This is a genomic window from Streptomyces sp. SAS_272 (assembly GCF_052543235.1).
This window is the reverse complement of sequence record NZ_JBMNDR010000128.1, coordinates 1-16,983: the sequence shown is the minus strand read 5'-3', so window position 1 is coordinate 16,983 and position 16,983 is coordinate 1. Positions and strand designations below refer to the sequence as shown.

Below are 16,983 nucleotides of genomic sequence, written 5' to 3'. Positions count from 1 at the left end.
CACGGGTGCCGCGCCGCCCGGCGTTTACTGCTGTGCTGGTGCTGTGCCGACCGCTTCGCGGTCGACTGCTTCTCGACTACTTCTGGATGGTGAAGCCCTGCTCCTCGCCGTACTTGACCGAGGCGTCCTGCCAGGCCTTCAGACCGTCGGCCAGCTTGGTGCCGGAGACGTACGCCTTGCCGACCGTGTCGTTGAAGATCGAGTTGGCGTACGGCTGGAACGGAAGGTACGACCAGTCGCTCGCCACGTTCGCGGCGGAGTCGGCGAAGATCTTGTTCGCCTCCTGGCCGTCGAAGTAGTCGAACTTCTTGCTCTGGAACGCCGGCGACTCGAGCTCGGCCTTGGTGGCGGGGAAGGCGCCCTCGCTGATGCGGGTGGCGACACCGGCGCCGGAGTTGGCGTACTCGGTGAAGGCGTAGGCGAGTTCCTTGTTCTTGGCCAGCGTCGGGACGGCCAGCGAGCTGCCGCCGTTCTCCGCGCTCGCCTTGTCGCCCTTGGTCCAGGCCGGCATCGGCGCCGCGCGCCACTGGCCCTTGGCGTTCGGGACGCCGGTGGCGAAGTTGGCGGGCATCCAGGCGCCGGTGGCCAGGGTGGCGATGGTGCCGTCGCCCAGGCCCTTGTACCAGTCGTCGGTCCAGCCGTTGACCGGGGCGAGCAGCTTCTCGCTGATCAGCTGCTGCCAGACCGTCTCGTACTTCTTGGCGCCGGCGTCGTCGAAGTTGACGCCGAGCTTGGTGCCGTCGACCTTGTACGGGCGCGAACCGGCCTGCCACAGCAGGGAGGTGGTGAGGCCCGCGTCGCCGAGGTCGCTGGTGATGTACGCCTTCGGGTCGGCCTTGTGGAGCTTGCGGGCCGCGTCCAGGTACTCGTCCCAGGTGGTGGGGACGGCGATCTTGTACTTGTCGAAGACCGTCTTGTTGTAGAACAGCGCCATCGGGCCCGAGTCCATCGGCAGGCCGTAGACCTTGTCGCCGTCGCTGACCGCGTTCCACGGGCCCGGCGTGTACTTCGAGGCGAGCTTGTCGGCGCCGTAGGGGGCCAGGTCGGTCAGGCCCTTGGTCAGGGAGTACTGGCCGAGCGCGAAGTACTCGACCTGGGCGACGTCCGGGACGCCCTTGCCGGCCGAGATCGCGTTGGACAGCGCGGTGTAGTGCTTGTCGCCGGAGCGCTCGCTGACCAGGTTGACCTTGACCTTCGGGTACTTCTTCTGGAAGTCCGCGGCCACGGTCTTCAGGGTGGGCTCCCAGGCCCAGACCGTGATGTCGCCGCCCTTGTCCAGGGCTGCCTGGATGTCGCCGGCGGAGACGGCCTTGGTGTCGGAGTCGTCGTCCGAGCCGCCGCAGGCGGTGACGCCCAGGGCCAGGGTGGAGACGAGGGCGATGCCGCGCAGGATGCGGCTCGTTGTTCTGCGCATGGGGCTTCCACTTCTTCGTGGGTGGGACAGGTGAGGGTGGGGGTGGTGCTGGTAAGGCTTAAATGTGGGGCTCGGGGGGCCTTCCACGTCACTCCTTGACGCTTCCGGCGGCGAGGCCGGACTGCCAGTACTTCTGGAGGAACAGGAAGGCGGCGATCAGCGGAAGGATCGTCAGCAGGGACCCCGTGATCACCAGGTTGAAGATCACGTCACCGCCGATGGTCTGTGCCTGGGAGCTCCAGGCGCTCAGACCCAGCGTCAGCGGGTACCAGTTCGGGTCCTTCAGCATGATCAGCGGGAGGAAGTAGTTGTTCCAGGTGGCGACCGTGGTGAACAGCAGCACGGTCACGATCCCGGGGGCCAGCAGCGGCAGCGCGACCTGGAAGAAGGTCCGCACCTCGCTCGCCCCGTCCATCCGGGCCGCCTCCAGCAGCTCGGTCGGGATCGCCTCCGCGGCGAACACCCACATCAGATAGAGGCCGAACGGCGACACCAGCGACGGGATGATGACCGCCCAGGGGGTGTCGGTCAGCCCCATCTTGCTGAACATCAGGAAGGTGGGCACCGCAAGCGCCGTACCGGGCACGGCCACCGCGCCGATCACCACGGCGAACACGGCGCGCCTGCCGGGGAACTGGAACTTCGCCAGCGCGTACCCGCCGAGCACGGCGAGCAGGGTCGCGCCGCCCGCGCCGAGTCCCACGTACAGCAGGGTGTTCAGCAGCCAGCGGCCGAAGATGCCGTCGTGGTAGGTGAAGGTGTCCCGGACGTTGTCCCACAGGGCGAAGTCGTGGGCGAACCACAGGCCGTTGGAGTCGGCCAGGCCGGACTGGGTCTTCGTCGAGTTGATGATCAGCCAGATCAGCGGGACCACGGTGTAGAGGACCATCAGGGCCATCAGCACCGTCAGCAGCACATTGCGCTTCGGCTTGCCGGGGGTGTGCTTCTTGCGCGGGGTCCGCAGCCTGGGCGCGGCGCTCTTCGCGGGGGAGGCGGTGACAGAGGTGCTCATCGGGTCACGCTTCCTTGCGCATGCCGCGCAGCTGGACGGCGTAGGCGACGACCATCGTGATGACGCCCATGATGATGGCCACCGTCGCCGAGTAGTTGTGCTGCTGGCCGTTGAACGAGAGCGAGTACGTGTAGAAGTTCGGCGTGAAGTCCGTGGTGATGGAGTTCAGTGCCAGCGGACGCAGGATGCTCGGCTCGTTGAAGAGCTGGAAGCTGCCGATGATCGAGAAGATCGTGGCGATGACGATCGCTCCCCGGATCGCGGGCAGCTTGATCGAGCGGATGATCCGCAACTGGCCGGCGCCGTCGATCTCCGCCGCCTCGTAGAGCGAGGTGGGCACGACGCGCAGCGCCGAGTAGAAGATCAGCATGTTGTACCCGACGAACTCCCAGGTCACGATGTTGCCGATGGAGGCGAGCACCCAGCCGGGGGAGAGCAGGTCGGGCAGGGTGACACCGAACGCGGAGTTGATGTCGCCCACCAGGCCGTACTTGGTGCCGTACATGAAGCCCCACATCAGGGTGGCCACCACGGCGGGCACGGCGTACGGCAGGAAGATCGTGATCCGGAAGAAGCTCTTGCCGTAGAGCCGGCCGCTGTCCAGTGCCAGCGCGACCAGCAGGGCGATGCCGAGCATGAGCGGCACCTGGACGGCCAGGAAGAGCGCTACCCGGCCGACGGCGCCCCAGAAGGCGTCGTCCTGCAGGGCCCGGGTGTAGTTGTCCAGGCCGACGAACTGGTTTCCGCCGATGAGCTGGTTGCGGAAGAGGCTGAGGTAGATCGAATACACGATCGGGGCCAGGAAGACCAGCGCGAACACGGCCACGAACGGACCGAGGAAACCCCACCCGGTCCAGGAGCGGCGGTCCCGTTTCGCCGGAGGCGGTGCCGGCCGCGGCTCGGCGGCCACCGGCGGTTGCAGCGTCGTCATGTAGTTCCTCGCTCGTCCAGTCCTGGAACCGGTGGTGGTGCGCGGAGATTTCCGGTCGCTCCACCGCCACCATGATGTTTGCGTAAACATCAGCCACGCAAGAGGGCTGTACAAGCTGTTATGTTTACGTAAACATCTGATGACGGCATGTCTACACTGCCCCGATAACGATGGTCAAGAGTCCTCCGGGGAGACTGTGACAGCCGAGCAGACAGAGAGGCGGACACACGGGGTGGACATGGCCGAAAGAACACCGGCGAAGGGCTCACGGCGGGCGCGGGCCACGGCCTCCATGGCGGACGTCGCGCGGCTCGCGGGGGTGTCCTCGCAGACGGTGTCCCGGGTCTCCAACGGGTACGCCGGGGTGAACGAGGAGACCCGGCAGCAGGTGCTCGAGGCCATGAAGGAACTCGGCTACCGGCCCAACAGCGCCGCCCGGGCCCTCAAGCGCGGGGAGTTCCGCACGATAGGCGTCATCACGTTCACGCTGTCCACCACCGGCAACGTACGCACTCTGGAGGCGATCGCCACCTCGGCGGCGGAAGAGGGCTACGCGGTGACGCTGCTCCCGGTGGCCGTCCCCACCTCCGACGAGGTGCGCGGCGCGTTCTCCCGGCTGGAGGAGCTGGCCGTCGACGCGGTGATCGTCATCATGGAGGTGCATCTGCTCGACGCGGCGACCGTCAAACTCCCGCCGCACGTCCAGGTCGTCGTGGTGGACTCCGACGCCGGTGACCACTACACGGTCGTCGACACCGACCAGGCCGGCGGCACCCGCACCGCCGTCCAGCACCTCCTCGACCTCGGCCACCGCACCGTCTGGCACCTGGGCGGACCGGAGGGCTCGTTCGCCGCCCAGCGTCGTGCGGACGCCTGGCGCGCCGCTCTCACCGAGGCGGGCCGCCCTGCCCCGCCCCTGGTCCGCGGCGACTGGTCGGCGGAATCCGGGTACGTGGCCGGTCGCGAGCTCGCGGCCCGCGAGGAGTGCACGGCCGTCTTCGCGGCCAACGACCAGATGGCCCTGGGGCTGCTCCGGGCCCTGCACGAAGGCGGCCGCCGGGTGCCCGAGGACGTCAGCGTCATCGGCTTCGACGACATCCCCGAGGCGGGTTCCTTCCTGCCCCCGCTCACCACCCTGCACCAGGACTTCGCCGAGGTGGGCCGGCTCTGCGTCCAGGCCGTGCTGCGCAAGATGCGCCCGGACGGCGCCGAGCACGGGACCACGCTGGTGCCGACGCGGCTCGTGCATCGGCAGAGCACGGCCCCGCCGCCCGGGGCGCACTGACGCCGGACACGCCCGCGCCGCCCCGTGAGGACACCACGGCGAGGTGCGTCCGCCCTCGCCGTGCCCCGTCCGGGGCCGGTCGCGCCGAGCATGGCTGCTGGGCGACATCGCGGACCGCAGGCCGACTCGGGGCGGCTCCGTCTCCGGGAGCGTCCGGTCACCTCGGGTGCTCGCCCACGGCCCGGGCCGCGGTACGCCACGCCGTGGTGACGGCGAGCCGGGCGGCCGTCGTCCCGCGCTCGGTCTCCGCGGGCAGCCGCAGCGGCGCGCCCAGGTGAACGTGGCAGTGCGGGCGCCGGACCGGCGCCGTCAACGTGCCCGCCAGCTGCTTCGCGGCCGAGCCCGAGGCGATGCGCCGGGCGCCCGCATGGCCCACCGGCACGACCAGGGCGCCGGTCGTCTGCGCCAGACGGGCCAGCCCGGTGCGGAACGGTTCGGGCGCGGTCGCCGCGGCGTCCCTGCGGCGCGGCAGCCCGCCCTCGCCGTACAGGAGCACGTGCCGCCCGCCGGCCAGCGCCTCGGCGGCGGCGTCGAGGGCCAGCGCCGCGTGCGTCGTGCGGCGGTGGACCGGGATGTGTCCCTCCCGGGTCAGCGCCCGGCCGAGCAGCGGTATGCGCCACAGTCCCGCGGTCGCCATGACCACCGGGTCCAGCTCGAACCGCCGCAGGGCGGTCATGACGACCGCGGGGTCGGCCATGGAGTCGTGGTTGGCCACGAAAATGGTGCCCGCGGGCAGACGCAGCTTGATCTCACTGGTGACGGTGAGCCGCCCGAAGAGCGGCGTCAGGGCGATGACAGCTCGGCTGAACACGAGAGTGCCTCTCCGTAAGGGCGGTCGGAGCCTCAGTGTCGTGGGTCACGACCGGCCACGCCTGAGTACCGCTACTCAGATCGCCGCGCCGAACACCTCCCGGAACCACCGGTGTTCGGAGCCCCGTCGGGGGCATGCGCAGAACAGCGGCTCCCCCGAAGGAGCCCCCACCCGAAAGGACGGACCCCGTGGTCGCCATCGTCTCGGCAGTGCTGTTCTTCATCGCCTTCCTGATCAACGCGGCGGACATCTCCACCAACGACACCTTCACCTCCACCAACCTGATGCTCCTCGGCCTGACCGCGCTCGCCCTCCACGTCGCGGGCGTCGGCAGCGGCTGGTCGGTGCGCGGCCGTCGACGCTGAGCGCGCGCCCGCCGGCCGCGGAAAACCGGCCCGTACTCGCGGACGGCCGCTCCCACGAGGGAAGATGGGACCGCACGGCAATGGTCGACCGACGTGGAGGAGCGGGCACATGCAGCACGAGCGAGCGGGCCGGACGGCGGACCCCGAGGATCTCGTCGACGTCGCCCGGCTGGTCACCGCGTACTACGCGCTGCACCCCGACCCGGCCGACCCGGCGCAGCGCGTGGCGTTCGGCACCTCGGGGCACCGCGGATCGTCACTCAACACCGCCTTCAACGAGGACCACATCGCGGCCACCAGCCAGGCCATCTGCGAGTACCGGGCAGCGCAGGGCACCGACGGTCCCCTCTTCCTCGGCGCCGACAGCCACGCCCTGTCCGAGCCGGCCCGGGTCACCGCCCTCGAGGTGTTCGCGGCCAACGGCGTCACGGTGCTCATCGACAGCGCCGACGGCTACACGCCCACGCCCGCCGTGTCGCACGCGATCCTGACCCACAACCGCGGGCGCACCGCCGCCCTCGCCGACGGCGTGGTGGTCACCCCCTCGCACAATCCGCCCGCCGACGGCGGCTTCAAGTACAACCCGCCGAGCGGCGGGCCGGCGGGCTCCGACGCCACCTCCTGGATCCAGGACCGGGCCAACGAGATCATCGCGTCCGGTCTGAAGGACGTCCGGCGCGTCCCCTACGCCCGGGCCCTCGCCGCACCCACGACGGAGCGGTACGACTTCCTCGGCGTGTACGTCGCCGACCTTCCCGAAGTCCTCGACCTGGACGCGATCCGCGCCGCCGGCGTGCGCATCGGCGCCGACCCCCTGGGCGGGGCCTCGGTCGCCTACTGGGGCAGGATCGCCGAGCAGCACCGCCTCGACCTGACGGTGGTCAATCCGCTGACCGACCCCACCTGGCGATTCATGACGCTGGACTGGGACGGCAAGATCCGCATGGACTGCTCGTCGCCGTACGCCATGGCCTCCCTCATCGGCCGGCGCGACCGGTTCGACATCGCCACGGGCAACGACGCCGACGCCGACCGGCACGGCATCGTCACTCCCGACGCGGGCCTGATGAACCCCAACCACTACCTGGCCGCGGCCATCGCCTACCTCTACGCGCACCGCGAGCAGTGGCCCGCGGGCGCGGGCGTCGGCAAGACGCTGGTGTCGTCCTCCATGATCGACCGCGTCGCCGGTGACCTCGGGCGCCGGCTGGTCGAGGTGCCCGTCGGCTTCAAGTGGTTCGTGGACGGCCTGGTGGACGGCTCGCTCGGCTTCGGCGGCGAGGAGTCCGCGGGCGCGTCCTTCCTGCGCCGCGACGGCTCCGTCTGGACGACCGACAAGGACGGCGTCATCCTGGCGCTGCTGGCCTCCGAGATCACGGCGGTCACCGGGAAGACCCCGTCCGAGCACTACACCGCGCTCACCGACCGCTTCGGCGCTCCCGCCTACGCGCGCATCGACGCACCGGCCACCCGGGAGGAGAAGGCACTCCTGGGCAGGCTCTCGCCCGCGCAGGTCACCGCCGACACCCTGGCCGGCGAGGCCGTCACCGCCGTGCTCACCGAGGCGCCCGGCAACGGCGCGTCCATCGGCGGCATCAAGGTGACCACCGAGAACGCCTGGTTCGCGGCCCGCCCGTCGGGCACCGAGGACGTCTACAAGATCTACGCCGAGTCGTTCCTCGGCCCCGACCACCTGCGCCGGGTCCAGGACGAGGCCAAGGACGTGGTCGACGCGGCGCTCGGCGGCTGAGCACCCGCAGGACCACGGGGACGCGGGAACACGGGGACGCGGGGACGGGGACCTTGGGGCGGCGCCGTCCGGCGGGCCCGCCGGTGCTCCCACGCCCTCCCGTGTTCCGCGGGGGGCGTGGGCCGCGCCGGGGTCGGCGGGCGCGCTCCGGCCCGGTCGGCCTGTCGGGCCTCACCTCGCGACCGCTATCATCCTCTAAAGGTAAAATGTGAGGGTTTGCCCGAAAGGGTCGTCCTCCCCGACGAGCTGCCGTCCCCGCCGGAGTGATCATGTCCCGCAAGCGCACCACGGACGACGGCGACGAGCTGCTGGCCAGACTCGGTTCGCTGACCGCCCAGGCGCGTGAGCGCGCGGAGCAGCAGCGCTCCCGCGTCGAGCTGGCCCTCGCCCTGCAGCGCGGCATGCTGCCCCGCGACCTGCCCACCGGTCCCGGCTTCCGGCTGGCCGTGCAGTACGCGCCCGCCTGCCACGGCCTCAACGTGGGCGGCGACTGGTACGACGCCTTCGCCATGCCGGACGGGCGGGTGGGCCTGTCCATCGGTGACGTCCAGGGCCACAACATTGAGGCGACCGCCTTCATGGGCCAGGTCCGGGCCGGACTGCGCGCCCTCGCCTCCGTGACCGGCGAGCCGGGCGAGCTGCTCGCCCGGACCAACGACCTGCTCCTCTCGCTCGGCAGCGATCTCTTCGCGACCTGCACGTTCATGCGGCTCGATCCCGCCACCGGAGTCCTCGAGAGCGCCCGGGCGGGCCACATCCCTTGTGTGTGGGCCACCGCGGACGGCAAGTCCGGCGTCGCCGAGGACGAGGGCGGACCGCCGCTGGGGGTCCAGGAGGGCTCGGACTATCCCGTCACCCGCTACCGGCTCACCAAGGGCGGGATGTTCGTCCTGCTCACGGACGGTGTCGTCGAAGGGCCGACGCTGAGCGTCGAGGAGGGGCTCGACCAGGTCGTACGGCTCGCGGGCATAGCCGCCGTCGCGGGCATGGAGGCGGGCTCGCTCGCCGCCGCGGTGATCAAGGGCGCCGAGCGGGTCGGGCACGAGGACGACGCGGCGGTGCTGGTGGTGGGACACGACGGGCTGGTGGCGCCGGAAGTGCCCCGCGTACCGCTGTAGGGGGCGGTCGCGGGAGGCGCCGTCCTTCAAGGCCGGACACGGGGGCCTCCCGCCTCGCAGAGGACGCCCAGCCGGTGTCTGATGGCAGCGTGGTGGGTACCGAGGATCTGCGCCGGGCGGCCGGCTTCGTCGCGCTGACGCTGGCCGTCGCCCTCTGCTACTACGCGGCGGGCCGGCTGGGCCTCATGCGGGAGCTCGTCGTCGAGGGCGCGGTGTTCACCCCCATCTGGCCGCCCACCGGCGTCGCGGTGGCCTGCCTGCTGCTCTTCGGGCTGCGCTGCGCGCCGGGCATCGCCCTCGGGGCTCTGTTCGTCATCATGTCCCTGACCTCGCTGCGTCCCGTGGTGATCGGCAATCTGGTGGGCAACACCGCCGCCCCGGTGTGCGCTTACCTCCTGCTGCGCAGGGTGGGCTTCCGCAACGACCTGGCCCGGCTGCGCGACGGCCTCGCACTGGTGTTCCTGGGCGCGCTCACCGCGATGCTGGTGAGCGCGACCGTGGGAGTCGGTCTGCTGCTGCTCACCGACCGTCTCGGCGCGCACAGCTTCTGGCCGGTCTGGCTCGCCTGGTGGGTCGGCGACGCGATGGGCGTGCTGCTCGTCACCCCGGTGCTGCTGATGCTGTTCTCGATGCGCCTGCCCCTGGACCTGTCGCGCTGGAAGGAGGCCACGGGACTGGCCCTCAGCGCCTGCGTCCTGGTCCCGCTCGCCACGCGGAGTTCCGTCAGCCTCCTGTTCCTGGTCTACCCGCTGCTGATCTGGGCGGCGCTGCGCTTCCAGCTCGCCGGCAGCATGCTGTGCGCCCTGTTCACCTCGGTGCTGGCCACGGTCGCCGCGACGGACGCCGTCGGGCCCTTCGAGGGTCTGACCCGGATCGAGGTGATGATCAAACTCCAGGCCTTCAACGGGACGATGGCCCTGACCGCCCTGCTCCTGTCCGCGGTGATCACCGAGCAGCGCAACACCCGCCGCTCCGTGGAACGCGCCTGTCAGGAACTGGTCGAGGTCCTGGAACACCTCACCGCGGGCGAGGCCCCGCCCGGCCGCCCGGGGAAGGACGCCGAGGACTGACGGCGCCGCCCGGCGCGCCCGGGCCGTCACCGGGGCCCGCGCGGCGCCTCGATGTCAGTGCCTGCGCCTACGGTTCGATCAGTGGGACTCGCCGGAACGGCCGCGGGCCCGCCTGGGGAGGGGTGTGTCATGTCTGCCGGGTCCAGCACGCTGTCCACGACGTATCTGGAGTTGTCGCAGGACGACGGGAGCGCGCACAAGTTCTACGAAGTCACCGTCGACGGCACGGTGGTGACGGTGCGGTACGGGCGGATCGGCGCCACGGGCCAGGTGCAGACGACCGCGTTCCCCACCGCCGACAAGGCGCGCGCCGCCGCCGCGAAGAAGGTCGGGGAGAAGGTCCGCAAGGGCTATGCCCCGGCCGTCGCCGGGCAGCGCGCCCCCCGCGCGGTCACGCGCCGTCAGGTCGCGTCGGCGCCGTCCACGGCGCGTGCGGTCGCTCCGGTGCTGTGGCGGTTCCGCACCGGCTCCTCCGCCTTCGGCATCCATGTCGACGACGACCACTGCTGGGTCGGCAACCAGGCGGGCGACGTCTACACCCTGGACCACGAAGGCGGCGTCCTCGCCCGGTTCAACCTGCCTGACGGCGTGAAGTGCCTGGTCGCCGACGACTTCTGGATCTACGCCGGCTGCGACGACGGCAAGGTGTACGACCTGTCGTCCAAGCTGCCGTTCGCGGCCTACGACATCACGGCCGACGTCGACATCTTCTGGCTGGACATCCACGAGGGCGTGCTGAACGTCTCGGACCGGGGCGGCCGGCTCACCGTCATCGACCACGAGGACGAGCACCAGTGGGCCCGCCGCAGCCAGGGCGAGCACGCCTGGATGGTCCGCGCCGACGACCGCGGCGTCTACCACGGCCACCACCGGGGCGTCACCGCCTACGCGCCCGACGGCGGCGGCGAGCTCTGGCACACGCCCACCCGCGGCGGCGTCCTCTTCGGCTGGCAGGAGGACGACGCCGTGTACGCGGGCACCGCGCACCGGGTGGTCCAGCGGCTGTCGAAGGCGACCGGCGCGATCGAGGCCACGTACGGCTGTGACAGCGCGGTGTACTCGTGCGCCACCTCGCCCGGCGGCCGGTTCGTGTTCGCGGGTGACGCGTCGTCGTCCGTCTACTGCTTCGACCGGGACGGCACGCGCCTGTGGAAGCTCGGCACCGGCGGCGGCTCGGCCCTGTCGATGCAATACCACGACGAACGGCTGTACCTGGTGACCACGGACGGCTCGCTGGTCTGCGTGGACGCGAGCGAGACGGCCGTCTCCGCGGCGCAGCAGGGCACCGTGCCGGTGGCCCGGGACGTGAAGCTCGCCGCGGCCCTGCCGACCTACGCGCCGGCCACCGCCGTGAGCGCGGTGGCGACGGTCGCCCAGGCGCCCGTCGGCGCCGTCGTCGTCGAGTGCGTCCGGGAGGGCGGCCGCGTCCGGGTGCACGTGGTCTCCGAGGGCTATGACACGTCGTGGAACGTGCAGTTCCCGCGTGAGATACGCGAGCCCGGGGCGCGGTACGTGGTGGACGCCCTGCATTCGGCGGCCGGTGGCTTCTACCGGGTCCGCGGCGACATCCGACGACTGCTGTGAGCGGCCCCGGGGCACGTCCGCGACGCGCTCCGGCCGGGTGACGGCCCGTCGCCCCCGCCGCGATGCCCTGACGGGCTGTCGCGGCGGAGGCGAGGTCCGTTCGCCCGGCCCGCTCCGCCCGGCGGTCCGGCCGTCCGCTACGGCTTGCGGGCGAGGCCGCCGTGCTCGCCGATCACGGCCGGGGCCGGGGAGGCGGCCTCCGGGCGCCACAGCGGGACCGAGACGACTCCGGGCTCCAGCAGCTCCAGGCCGTCGAAGTACGCGGTGATCTCGTCGACCGTGCGCAGGTTGTACGGGACCGCGCCGCTCTCGTTGTACGCGTCCTGGGCCTGCTCGAAGACCGGGTCCACGCCCCGCGAGCCGTCGTTGACGGACAGGTAGCTCCCGGAGGGCAGGGCGGCCATCAGCCGGGTGACGACGGAGCGGGCCTCGTCGTAGTCGGCGACATGGCCCAGGATGTTGCTGAGGATGAGCGCCGTGGGGCGGGTGAAGTCCAGCGTCTCGGCGGCCGCCGCCAGGATGCGCTCGGGGTCCAGCACGTTGGCGTCGACGTACGCGGTCGCGCCCTGCGGGGTGGAGGTGAGCAGGGCGCGGGCGTGGGCGAGGACCAGCGGGTCGTTGTCGACGTAGACGATCCGCGTCTCGGGGGCCAGGCCCTGGGCGACCTCGTGGGTGTTCTCGGCGGTCGGCAGGCCGGTCCCCACGTCGAGGAACTGGCGTATGCCGGCCTCGGTGACGAGGAAGGTGATGTTGCGGCGCAGGAAGGCGCGGCTGCTGCGGGCGATGGTGACGATGCCGGGGAACACGGCGGTGTAAGCGTCGCCGGCCTGCTCGTCGACGGGGTAGTTGTCCTTCCCGCCCAGCCAGTAGTTCCAGATGCGGGCCGAGTGCGGCACCGTCGTGTCGATCTTCTGAGGGGCCGCCGGTCCGGGCGTGGATACATGGTCGGTCATGAGGTGCGTCCGTCTTTCAGCCGTGGCGTGAGCAGGTCGAGCCACAACTTACGTCCCAACGGCCATGTTACGGACACCAGTTAACATTTTCGTTCGGCTCCAGCGGCCTATCGGCACAATTGCCCGGTGTGGCGGAAAAGTGCTCCCCTGCGTCGTCGTCGCGCGGTCCGGCGACCGGGCCGGCGCACGGCCCACGGGCCGGCGCCCCGACCGTCGGGGGCTCGGGACCGCTACCGGTACCGTGGCCGCCGTGAAGGCAGGCACCCGTGAGACCCGGCTGGTCGTGCTGCGCGGCAACAGCGCCTCGGGCAAGTCGTCGGTCGCGGCGGCCCTGCGCGACCGGTTCGGCCGCGGTCTGGCCCTCGTGGGGCAGGACAACCTCCGCCGGGTCGTGCTGCGCGAGCGCGACCGGCCCGGGGCCGCGAACATCGGGCTGATCGACGCCGTCGCCCGCTACGCCCTGGACGCCGGCTACCACGTCGTCCTCGAGGGCCTCATGTACGCCGACCACTACGGCGCCATGCTCGCCCGGCTGCGCGCCGACCACCGCGGCCCCACCCACGCCTACTACCTCGACGTGCCGTTCGCCGAGACCCTCCGGCGCCATGCCCTCAAGCCGATCGCGCACGAAGTGGGCGAGGCGGACCTGCGCGACTGGTACCGTCCCCTGGATCTGCTGCCGGGCGGGGCCGAGACAGTCATCGGCGCGGACAGCGCCCTCGGCGAAACCGTCGAGCGCATTCTGCGCGACACGGGCCTGGACCGACTGCCGCCGACGGACCGCTGACCGGCGTCCCACCCCCTGCCCGGCCGGCTGCCGTCACCCCGCGGACTCCAGACACTGCGCCAGCCGTGCGACGGCTGCCGGATCCGGCAGATCCCGCAGCGAGGCGACGACCTGACCGCTCGCGAACTCCCGTTGCGCCGGCGTCACCGTCGGGTCGATCGCGCACTCGGCCTGCACGCGGACGTAGTTCAGGGCCGTGGCGAAGAGCATGGAGAACGAGCCCAGGCCCCTGAGCACGGGGCGGCCCCCGGCTTCCCGGTACGCGCGCACCAGCCGCCGGGCGGACCCGGCGTGGAAGTCGTTCCCGCCGGACCACACGAACACGGCCTGCGCGAGTTCGCGCCCCGCCGACGTCGGCCCGGCGTTGTCCCAGTCGAGGAGAACCGGCCCGCGCGTCCCCACCAGCACGTTCTGGGGCTTCACGTCGAGGTGCGACATCACCACCTCCTCGCCGTCGGCCGGGACGCCCTCGGTGACGGACGCGGTGACGTGGCGGGCGAGCTCCCCGGCATCCGAGGCGACGAACCGGCCCAGGGCGTCGGACCACGGCACGCCGGCCCGCCGCACCTGGGAGTGCAGCTCCGCCCACTCGGCGGGCGAGGGGCACCGCTCGTACCAGGGATCGGGCGTCCCGCTCGCCTCCGCCCCGGCCCGGTGCAGGGCGGCGAGCGTCCGGCCGCACCAGCTGAGGACCTCCGGATCGGACGCGTCCGCCCGGACTCCGTCGACCCACTCGTACAGCTTCACCCAGGGCCCGTCGGGTGAGCCGCCCAGCCGTGTGAGGCAGGCGCCGGCACGGTCCGAGAAGAGCCGCGGAGAGGCGATGCCCAGCCGCTCCGCGGCATCGCGCAGCTCGGACTCCCGCAGAACCTGCTCTTCGTCACCGTCGAAGAGCAACTCCTTCACCGCCCACGCCGGCCCGTCCGACAGGCCGCCGTCCGCGGGACCGTCCGCCGGACGGACCGCGGGGCTGCCCGACGCGCCGTTCGGCGCGTGCTTCCGCGTCAGCTTCCAGATCTGTCCGAGCGCCCCACGGGCGACAGGTTCCATGGCCCAGTCGCCGTCGCCCAGCGCGTAGGCGTCCGCGACGACGTGACCCAGGGCGCCCGTGCCGTGCATGTGCAACTCCTCCTCGAACGGATGGTGTGTCGGCGAGCCGATGCGGCGGACCGGTCAAGGCTTGATGCCGACGCCCGTCCACAGGCTGACGGTGGCGTCCGTGGCCTCGACGGCGCCGTCCGGACGCCAGCGGTGGCCGACCGTGACGCCGGGGTCGAGGAGGTCGAGCCCGTCGAAGAAGCGGGTGACGTCCTGCTGCGAGCGGAACCGCACCGGCGTGCCCGCGCCCGTGTAGATGTCGGTGACCTTCTGCCAGGTGACCGGATCGAAGTCGGGCGTGCAGTGGCTGAGGGCCAGCGCGCTGCCCGAGGGCAGGGCGTCCAGCAGCCGGCCCACGATGCCGTACGGGTCCTGCGCGTCGGTGACGAAGTGCATGAGCGCGTTGAGGGACAGGGCCACCGGCCGGCTCAGGTCGAGCACCTCGGCCAGGGCGGGCGCGTCGAGCAGCGCGCCGGGGTCGTTCACGTCACCGTGGACATAGGCCGTACGGCCCTGGGGCGTGCTGCGCATCAGCCGCTCCGCGTACTTCAGGACGAGCGGGTCGTTGTCGGCGTAGACCACGCGTGCGTCGGGGACCACGGACTGGGCGACCTGGTGCAGGTTGGGTTCGGTGGGAATGCCGGTGCCGATGTCCAGCCACTGGCGGATGCCGTGCTCGCGCGCGAGGACCCGGGTCGCCCGGTGCATGAACGCGCGGTTCTCCCGGGCGCACACGAAGATGCCCGGGTAGACCGACGCCACCGTCTCCGCGGCCTGCTCGTCCACGTCGAAGTGGTCCTTGCCGCCGAGGTAGTAGTCGTACATCCGGGCGGAGTGCGGCCTGCTGGTGTCGATGTCCCGTGCGGCGTTCGAGGTGGTCATCCTGTGCCTTTCGTGATGTGCGTGGGGGGTGTCCGGCGGATCACGCCGGTGGGCGGACGCCTTTCGGGGTCCGTGCCCGGGTCTCAGCCGGCCGCGAGATGGTCGGCGAGACCCCGTTTGACGCCCGCGACGAACGCGGCGATCTCCTCGGGGGTGTAGATCAGCGCGGGGCCGCCGGGGTCGGTCGACTGCCTCATCGCCACACGCCCGTCGGCCAGTTGCTTCGTCTGCACGCACTGGCCGCCGTTGGGGCCGCTCCACGGCGACTCCCAGCCGTTTTCGCCGAGGTCGGCTGCGGGCATCCCGTTGTAGACGTGGTGGTGGGCACGGCCCTCGATGCCCTGGGCGCCGGTCATGAGTACTCCTTGCGCATCCGGTTCAGCAGTGCCCTGCTGTCGTTGTCCGAGGTCAGCAGGGACATGCGGTTGTGCGCCTCCAGATGGGCCGCGACATCGGAGCGCTGGTCCAGATAGACGGCGCCGGAGAGGATCTCGGTGTAGACGATGTCGGGCAGCTCCGGCTCCTCGAACCGGAAGTAGGTGAACGGGGCGCACGCGCCGACGTGGGCGCCGGCGGTGAACGGCACGACGTCCACGCTGACATGCTCCTGTTCCGACACCTCCAGCAGCCGGTCGATCTGCTCGCGCATCACCTCGGCGTCGCCCACCACCCGGTGCAGCACGGCCTCCTCCAGCACCACCCACAGCGTGGGCGCGTCGGATCTCTCCAACAGGCTCTGGCGGCGCAGCCGCAGGTCGACGCGGCGCCGCAGGTCGTCGTCCCGGTCGTTCGGGAAGCCGCCGCTCAGGACCGCGCGCGCGTAACGCGCGGTCTGCAGCAACCCGGTGACGTAGTGGGGCTCGTAGGTGCGCAGGGTCCGGGCCGCGGTCTCCAGGCTGACGTAGGCGCTGAACCAGCTCGGCAGCACATCGCGGTACGGGTGCCACCAGCCCGGCTCGTTGGCCCGCTCGGCGAGACCGATGAACTCATCGATCTCCTGCCGGCCGGCCCCGTACGTCTCCAGCAGGATCTCCACGTAGAGGGGCCGCAGTCCGACCTCCGCCTTCTCCAGGCGTCGTACGGTCAGCGGCTTGACCCGCAGTGCCCGGGCCGCGTCCTCCAGGGAGACGCCCGCGTTCAGGCGCCGCTCCTGCAGTCGCCGGCCGAGGATCATGCGCAGCACGGTGGGCGCACTGGGGCTGCCCGCGCCCGAACGGCCTTCGCTCACGCCTACCTCCTGGGGAGAGACACCGCCACGAGTCTGGCAGCGGCATACTGAAGCGGCCAGCCGGATATCGGCTTGCTGAAATTATCAGGCATTCGGTTGCAGCTTGAACTACGTTGCGAGCATAGTTACTTGTGTGAACCGCGCCGCCGAACTCGAGCGTCCTTACGCCAAGCTCCGTCACCCTCACGTGAGTTGGACCGTTCGGCAGTTCACCGGCGCAGGGCCCGTCCGGAACGTCCCCTCCTCCTGGGCCCTTTGCTCACCTTCCCCGGCCTCTGGCTGCTCCCGCCCCCCACGGAAGGCGACCACCGTGTCCCCCCACGCGACCTCCCCCCAGTTCTTAGACACCTGGAGCCCGGACCGGACGCACTGGCTCGAACTCCCCGCGCACCGCTCCAGCGTGTCCATCGCCCGCCGCTCCATGACCATGTGGCTGACCGCGTGGCGGCTGCCGGGCGAGCTGTGCGCGGACGCCGTCCTGCTCGTCTCGGAACTGGCCACCAACGCCGTACGGCACACCCTGGGCAGCCGGTTCCTGTGCGGTGTCGGCCTCGTCACCGAGGGGTGCCTGCGCCTGGAGGTGCACGACCACGACCGCACGGGCCGCGGCCTGCCGCGCTGCGAACCCGGCCCCGACGACGAGGGCGGCCGTGGCCTGCTCCTCGTGGAGCAGCTGTCCCAGTCCTGGGGCGTGG

General features: G+C 71.4%; 17 protein-coding genes. 8 read left to right on the top strand and 9 right to left on the bottom strand.

Annotation, left to right across the window (positions count from 1 at the left end):
- Window positions 1-76 precede the first annotated feature (76 nt).
- From ACN6LD_RS39280 to ACN6LD_RS39270, 3 genes are all read right to left on the bottom strand, one after another.
- Window positions 77-1,414 (bottom strand): ABC transporter substrate-binding protein, encoded by a 1,338-nt coding sequence (locus ACN6LD_RS39280; RefSeq protein ID WP_306946149.1) that lies wholly within the window; start codon window positions 1,412-1,414, stop codon window positions 77-79.
- A gap of 88 nt (window positions 1,415-1,502) precedes the next feature.
- Window positions 1,503-2,426 (bottom strand): carbohydrate ABC transporter permease, encoded by a 924-nt coding sequence (locus ACN6LD_RS39275; RefSeq protein ID WP_319190879.1) that lies wholly within the window; start codon window positions 2,424-2,426, stop codon window positions 1,503-1,505.
- 4 nt (window positions 2,427-2,430) lie between these two features.
- Complete coding sequence (locus ACN6LD_RS39270) at window positions 2,431-3,357, bottom strand: carbohydrate ABC transporter permease (protein WP_445045645.1); 927 nt, start codon at window positions 3,355-3,357, stop codon at window positions 2,431-2,433.
- Window positions 3,358-3,595: 238 nt separating this feature from the next.
- Between ACN6LD_RS39270 and ACN6LD_RS39265 the strand changes: the two genes are divergently transcribed.
- The gene (locus ACN6LD_RS39265; protein ID WP_319190875.1) at window positions 3,596-4,642 is read left to right on the top strand and encodes a LacI family DNA-binding transcriptional regulator; all 1,047 of its coding nucleotides are present in this window, start codon (window positions 3,596-3,598) and stop codon (window positions 4,640-4,642) included.
- 157 nt (window positions 4,643-4,799) lie between these two features.
- Here ACN6LD_RS39265 and ACN6LD_RS39260 read toward each other — a convergent pair whose 3' ends face one another.
- Window positions 4,800-5,453, bottom strand: a complete 654-nt coding sequence (locus ACN6LD_RS39260; protein WP_319190873.1) for a lysophospholipid acyltransferase family protein — start codon at window positions 5,451-5,453, stop codon at window positions 4,800-4,802.
- Window positions 5,454-5,641: 188 nt separating this feature from the next.
- Between ACN6LD_RS39260 and ACN6LD_RS39255 the strand changes: the two genes are divergently transcribed.
- The 5 genes from ACN6LD_RS39255 to ACN6LD_RS39235 all read left to right on the top strand — a co-directional run bounded on the left by ACN6LD_RS39255 (window position 5,642) and on the right by ACN6LD_RS39235 (window position 11,340).
- Window positions 5,642-5,818: a hypothetical protein gene (locus tag ACN6LD_RS39255; RefSeq protein WP_319190871.1), complete on the top strand. Its 177-nt coding sequence runs from the start codon at window positions 5,642-5,644 to the stop codon at window positions 5,816-5,818.
- 109 nt (window positions 5,819-5,927) lie between these two features.
- Window positions 5,928-7,568, top strand: coding sequence for a phosphoglucomutase (alpha-D-glucose-1,6-bisphosphate-dependent) (pgm, locus tag ACN6LD_RS39250; RefSeq protein ID WP_319190869.1), 1,641 nt, complete (start codon window positions 5,928-5,930; stop codon window positions 7,566-7,568).
- A gap of 269 nt (window positions 7,569-7,837) precedes the next feature.
- Complete coding sequence (locus ACN6LD_RS39245) at window positions 7,838-8,686, top strand: PP2C family protein-serine/threonine phosphatase (RefSeq protein ID WP_319191539.1); 849 nt, start codon at window positions 7,838-7,840, stop codon at window positions 8,684-8,686.
- An 89-nt stretch (window positions 8,687-8,775) separates the two neighbouring features.
- The gene (locus ACN6LD_RS39240; RefSeq protein ID WP_445045646.1) at window positions 8,776-9,756 is read left to right on the top strand and encodes an MASE1 domain-containing protein; all 981 of its coding nucleotides are present in this window, start codon (window positions 8,776-8,778) and stop codon (window positions 9,754-9,756) included.
- A 129-nt stretch (window positions 9,757-9,885) separates the two neighbouring features.
- Entirely contained in the window at window positions 9,886-11,340 is a 1,455-nt protein-coding gene (locus ACN6LD_RS39235) for a WGR domain-containing protein (protein ID WP_319191541.1), read from the top strand.
- A gap of 137 nt (window positions 11,341-11,477) precedes the next feature.
- On the opposite strand, the gene ACN6LD_RS39230 is transcribed toward ACN6LD_RS39235, so the two are convergent.
- Window positions 11,478-12,293: an SAM-dependent methyltransferase gene (locus ACN6LD_RS39230; protein WP_319191543.1), complete on the bottom strand. Its 816-nt coding sequence runs from the start codon at window positions 12,291-12,293 to the stop codon at window positions 11,478-11,480.
- Window positions 12,294-12,534: 241 nt separating this feature from the next.
- Between ACN6LD_RS39230 and ACN6LD_RS39225 the strand changes: the two genes are divergently transcribed.
- Entirely contained in the window at window positions 12,535-13,080 is a 546-nt protein-coding gene (locus ACN6LD_RS39225; RefSeq protein WP_319191545.1) for an AAA family ATPase, read from the top strand.
- A gap of 33 nt (window positions 13,081-13,113) precedes the next feature.
- On the opposite strand, the gene ACN6LD_RS39220 is transcribed toward ACN6LD_RS39225, so the two are convergent.
- The 4 genes from ACN6LD_RS39220 to ACN6LD_RS39205 form a co-directional block, all read right to left on the bottom strand.
- A complete protein-coding gene (locus tag ACN6LD_RS39220) occupies window positions 13,114-14,199 on the bottom strand; it encodes a phosphotransferase enzyme family protein (protein WP_319191547.1) in 1,086 nt (361 codons plus the stop codon).
- Window positions 14,200-14,253: 54 nt separating this feature from the next.
- Window positions 14,254-15,060, bottom strand: coding sequence for an SAM-dependent methyltransferase (locus tag ACN6LD_RS39215; protein ID WP_319191548.1), 807 nt, complete (start codon window positions 15,058-15,060; stop codon window positions 14,254-14,256).
- 83 nt (window positions 15,061-15,143) lie between these two features.
- Window positions 15,144-15,416 carry a DUF397 domain-containing protein gene (locus ACN6LD_RS39210; protein WP_319191550.1) on the bottom strand — a complete coding sequence of 91 codons (273 nt, stop codon included), beginning with the start codon at window positions 15,414-15,416 and terminating at the stop codon, window positions 15,144-15,146.
- Window positions 15,413-16,288, bottom strand: coding sequence for a helix-turn-helix domain-containing protein (locus ACN6LD_RS39205; protein WP_319191552.1), 876 nt, complete (start codon window positions 16,286-16,288; stop codon window positions 15,413-15,415). The genes ACN6LD_RS39210 and ACN6LD_RS39205 overlap by 4 nt, the downstream gene beginning before the upstream one ends.
- A 310-nt stretch (window positions 16,289-16,598) precedes the next feature.
- Between ACN6LD_RS39205 and ACN6LD_RS39200 the strand changes: the two genes are divergently transcribed.
- Window positions 16,599-16,983: ATP-binding protein (locus ACN6LD_RS39200; RefSeq protein ID WP_445045644.1), on the top strand; the 385-nt coding region annotated here is incomplete at its 3' end.

Excerpts from the sequence above, each read along its gene's own strand:
- ACN6LD_RS39280 (WP_306946149.1), bottom strand. The coding sequence starts at position 1,414 with ATGCGCAGAACAACGAGCCGCATCCTGCGCGGCATCGCCCTCGTCTCC.
- ACN6LD_RS39275 (WP_319190879.1), bottom strand. The coding sequence starts at position 2,426 with ATGAGCACCTCTGTCACCGCCTCCCCCGCGAAGAGCGCCGCGCCCAGG.
- ACN6LD_RS39270 (WP_445045645.1), bottom strand. The coding sequence starts at position 3,357 with ATGACGACGCTGCAACCGCCGGTGGCCGCCGAGCCGCGGCCGGCACCG.
- ACN6LD_RS39265 (WP_319190875.1), top strand. The coding sequence starts at position 3,596 with ATGGCCGAAAGAACACCGGCGAAGGGCTCACGGCGGGCGCGGGCCACG.
- pgm (WP_319190869.1), top strand. The coding sequence starts at position 5,928 with ATGCAGCACGAGCGAGCGGGCCGGACGGCGGACCCCGAGGATCTCGTC.
- ACN6LD_RS39245 (WP_319191539.1), top strand. The coding sequence starts at position 7,838 with ATGTCCCGCAAGCGCACCACGGACGACGGCGACGAGCTGCTGGCCAGA.
- ACN6LD_RS39235 (WP_319191541.1), top strand. The coding sequence starts at position 9,886 with ATGTCTGCCGGGTCCAGCACGCTGTCCACGACGTATCTGGAGTTGTCG.
- ACN6LD_RS39230 (WP_319191543.1), bottom strand. The coding sequence starts at position 12,293 with ATGACCGACCATGTATCCACGCCCGGACCGGCGGCCCCTCAGAAGATC.
- ACN6LD_RS39220 (WP_319191547.1), bottom strand. The coding sequence starts at position 14,199 with ATGCACGGCACGGGCGCCCTGGGTCACGTCGTCGCGGACGCCTACGCG.
- ACN6LD_RS39215 (WP_319191548.1), bottom strand. The coding sequence starts at position 15,060 with ATGACCACCTCGAACGCCGCACGGGACATCGACACCAGCAGGCCGCAC.
- ACN6LD_RS39210 (WP_319191550.1), bottom strand. The coding sequence starts at position 15,416 with ATGACCGGCGCCCAGGGCATCGAGGGCCGTGCCCACCACCACGTCTAC.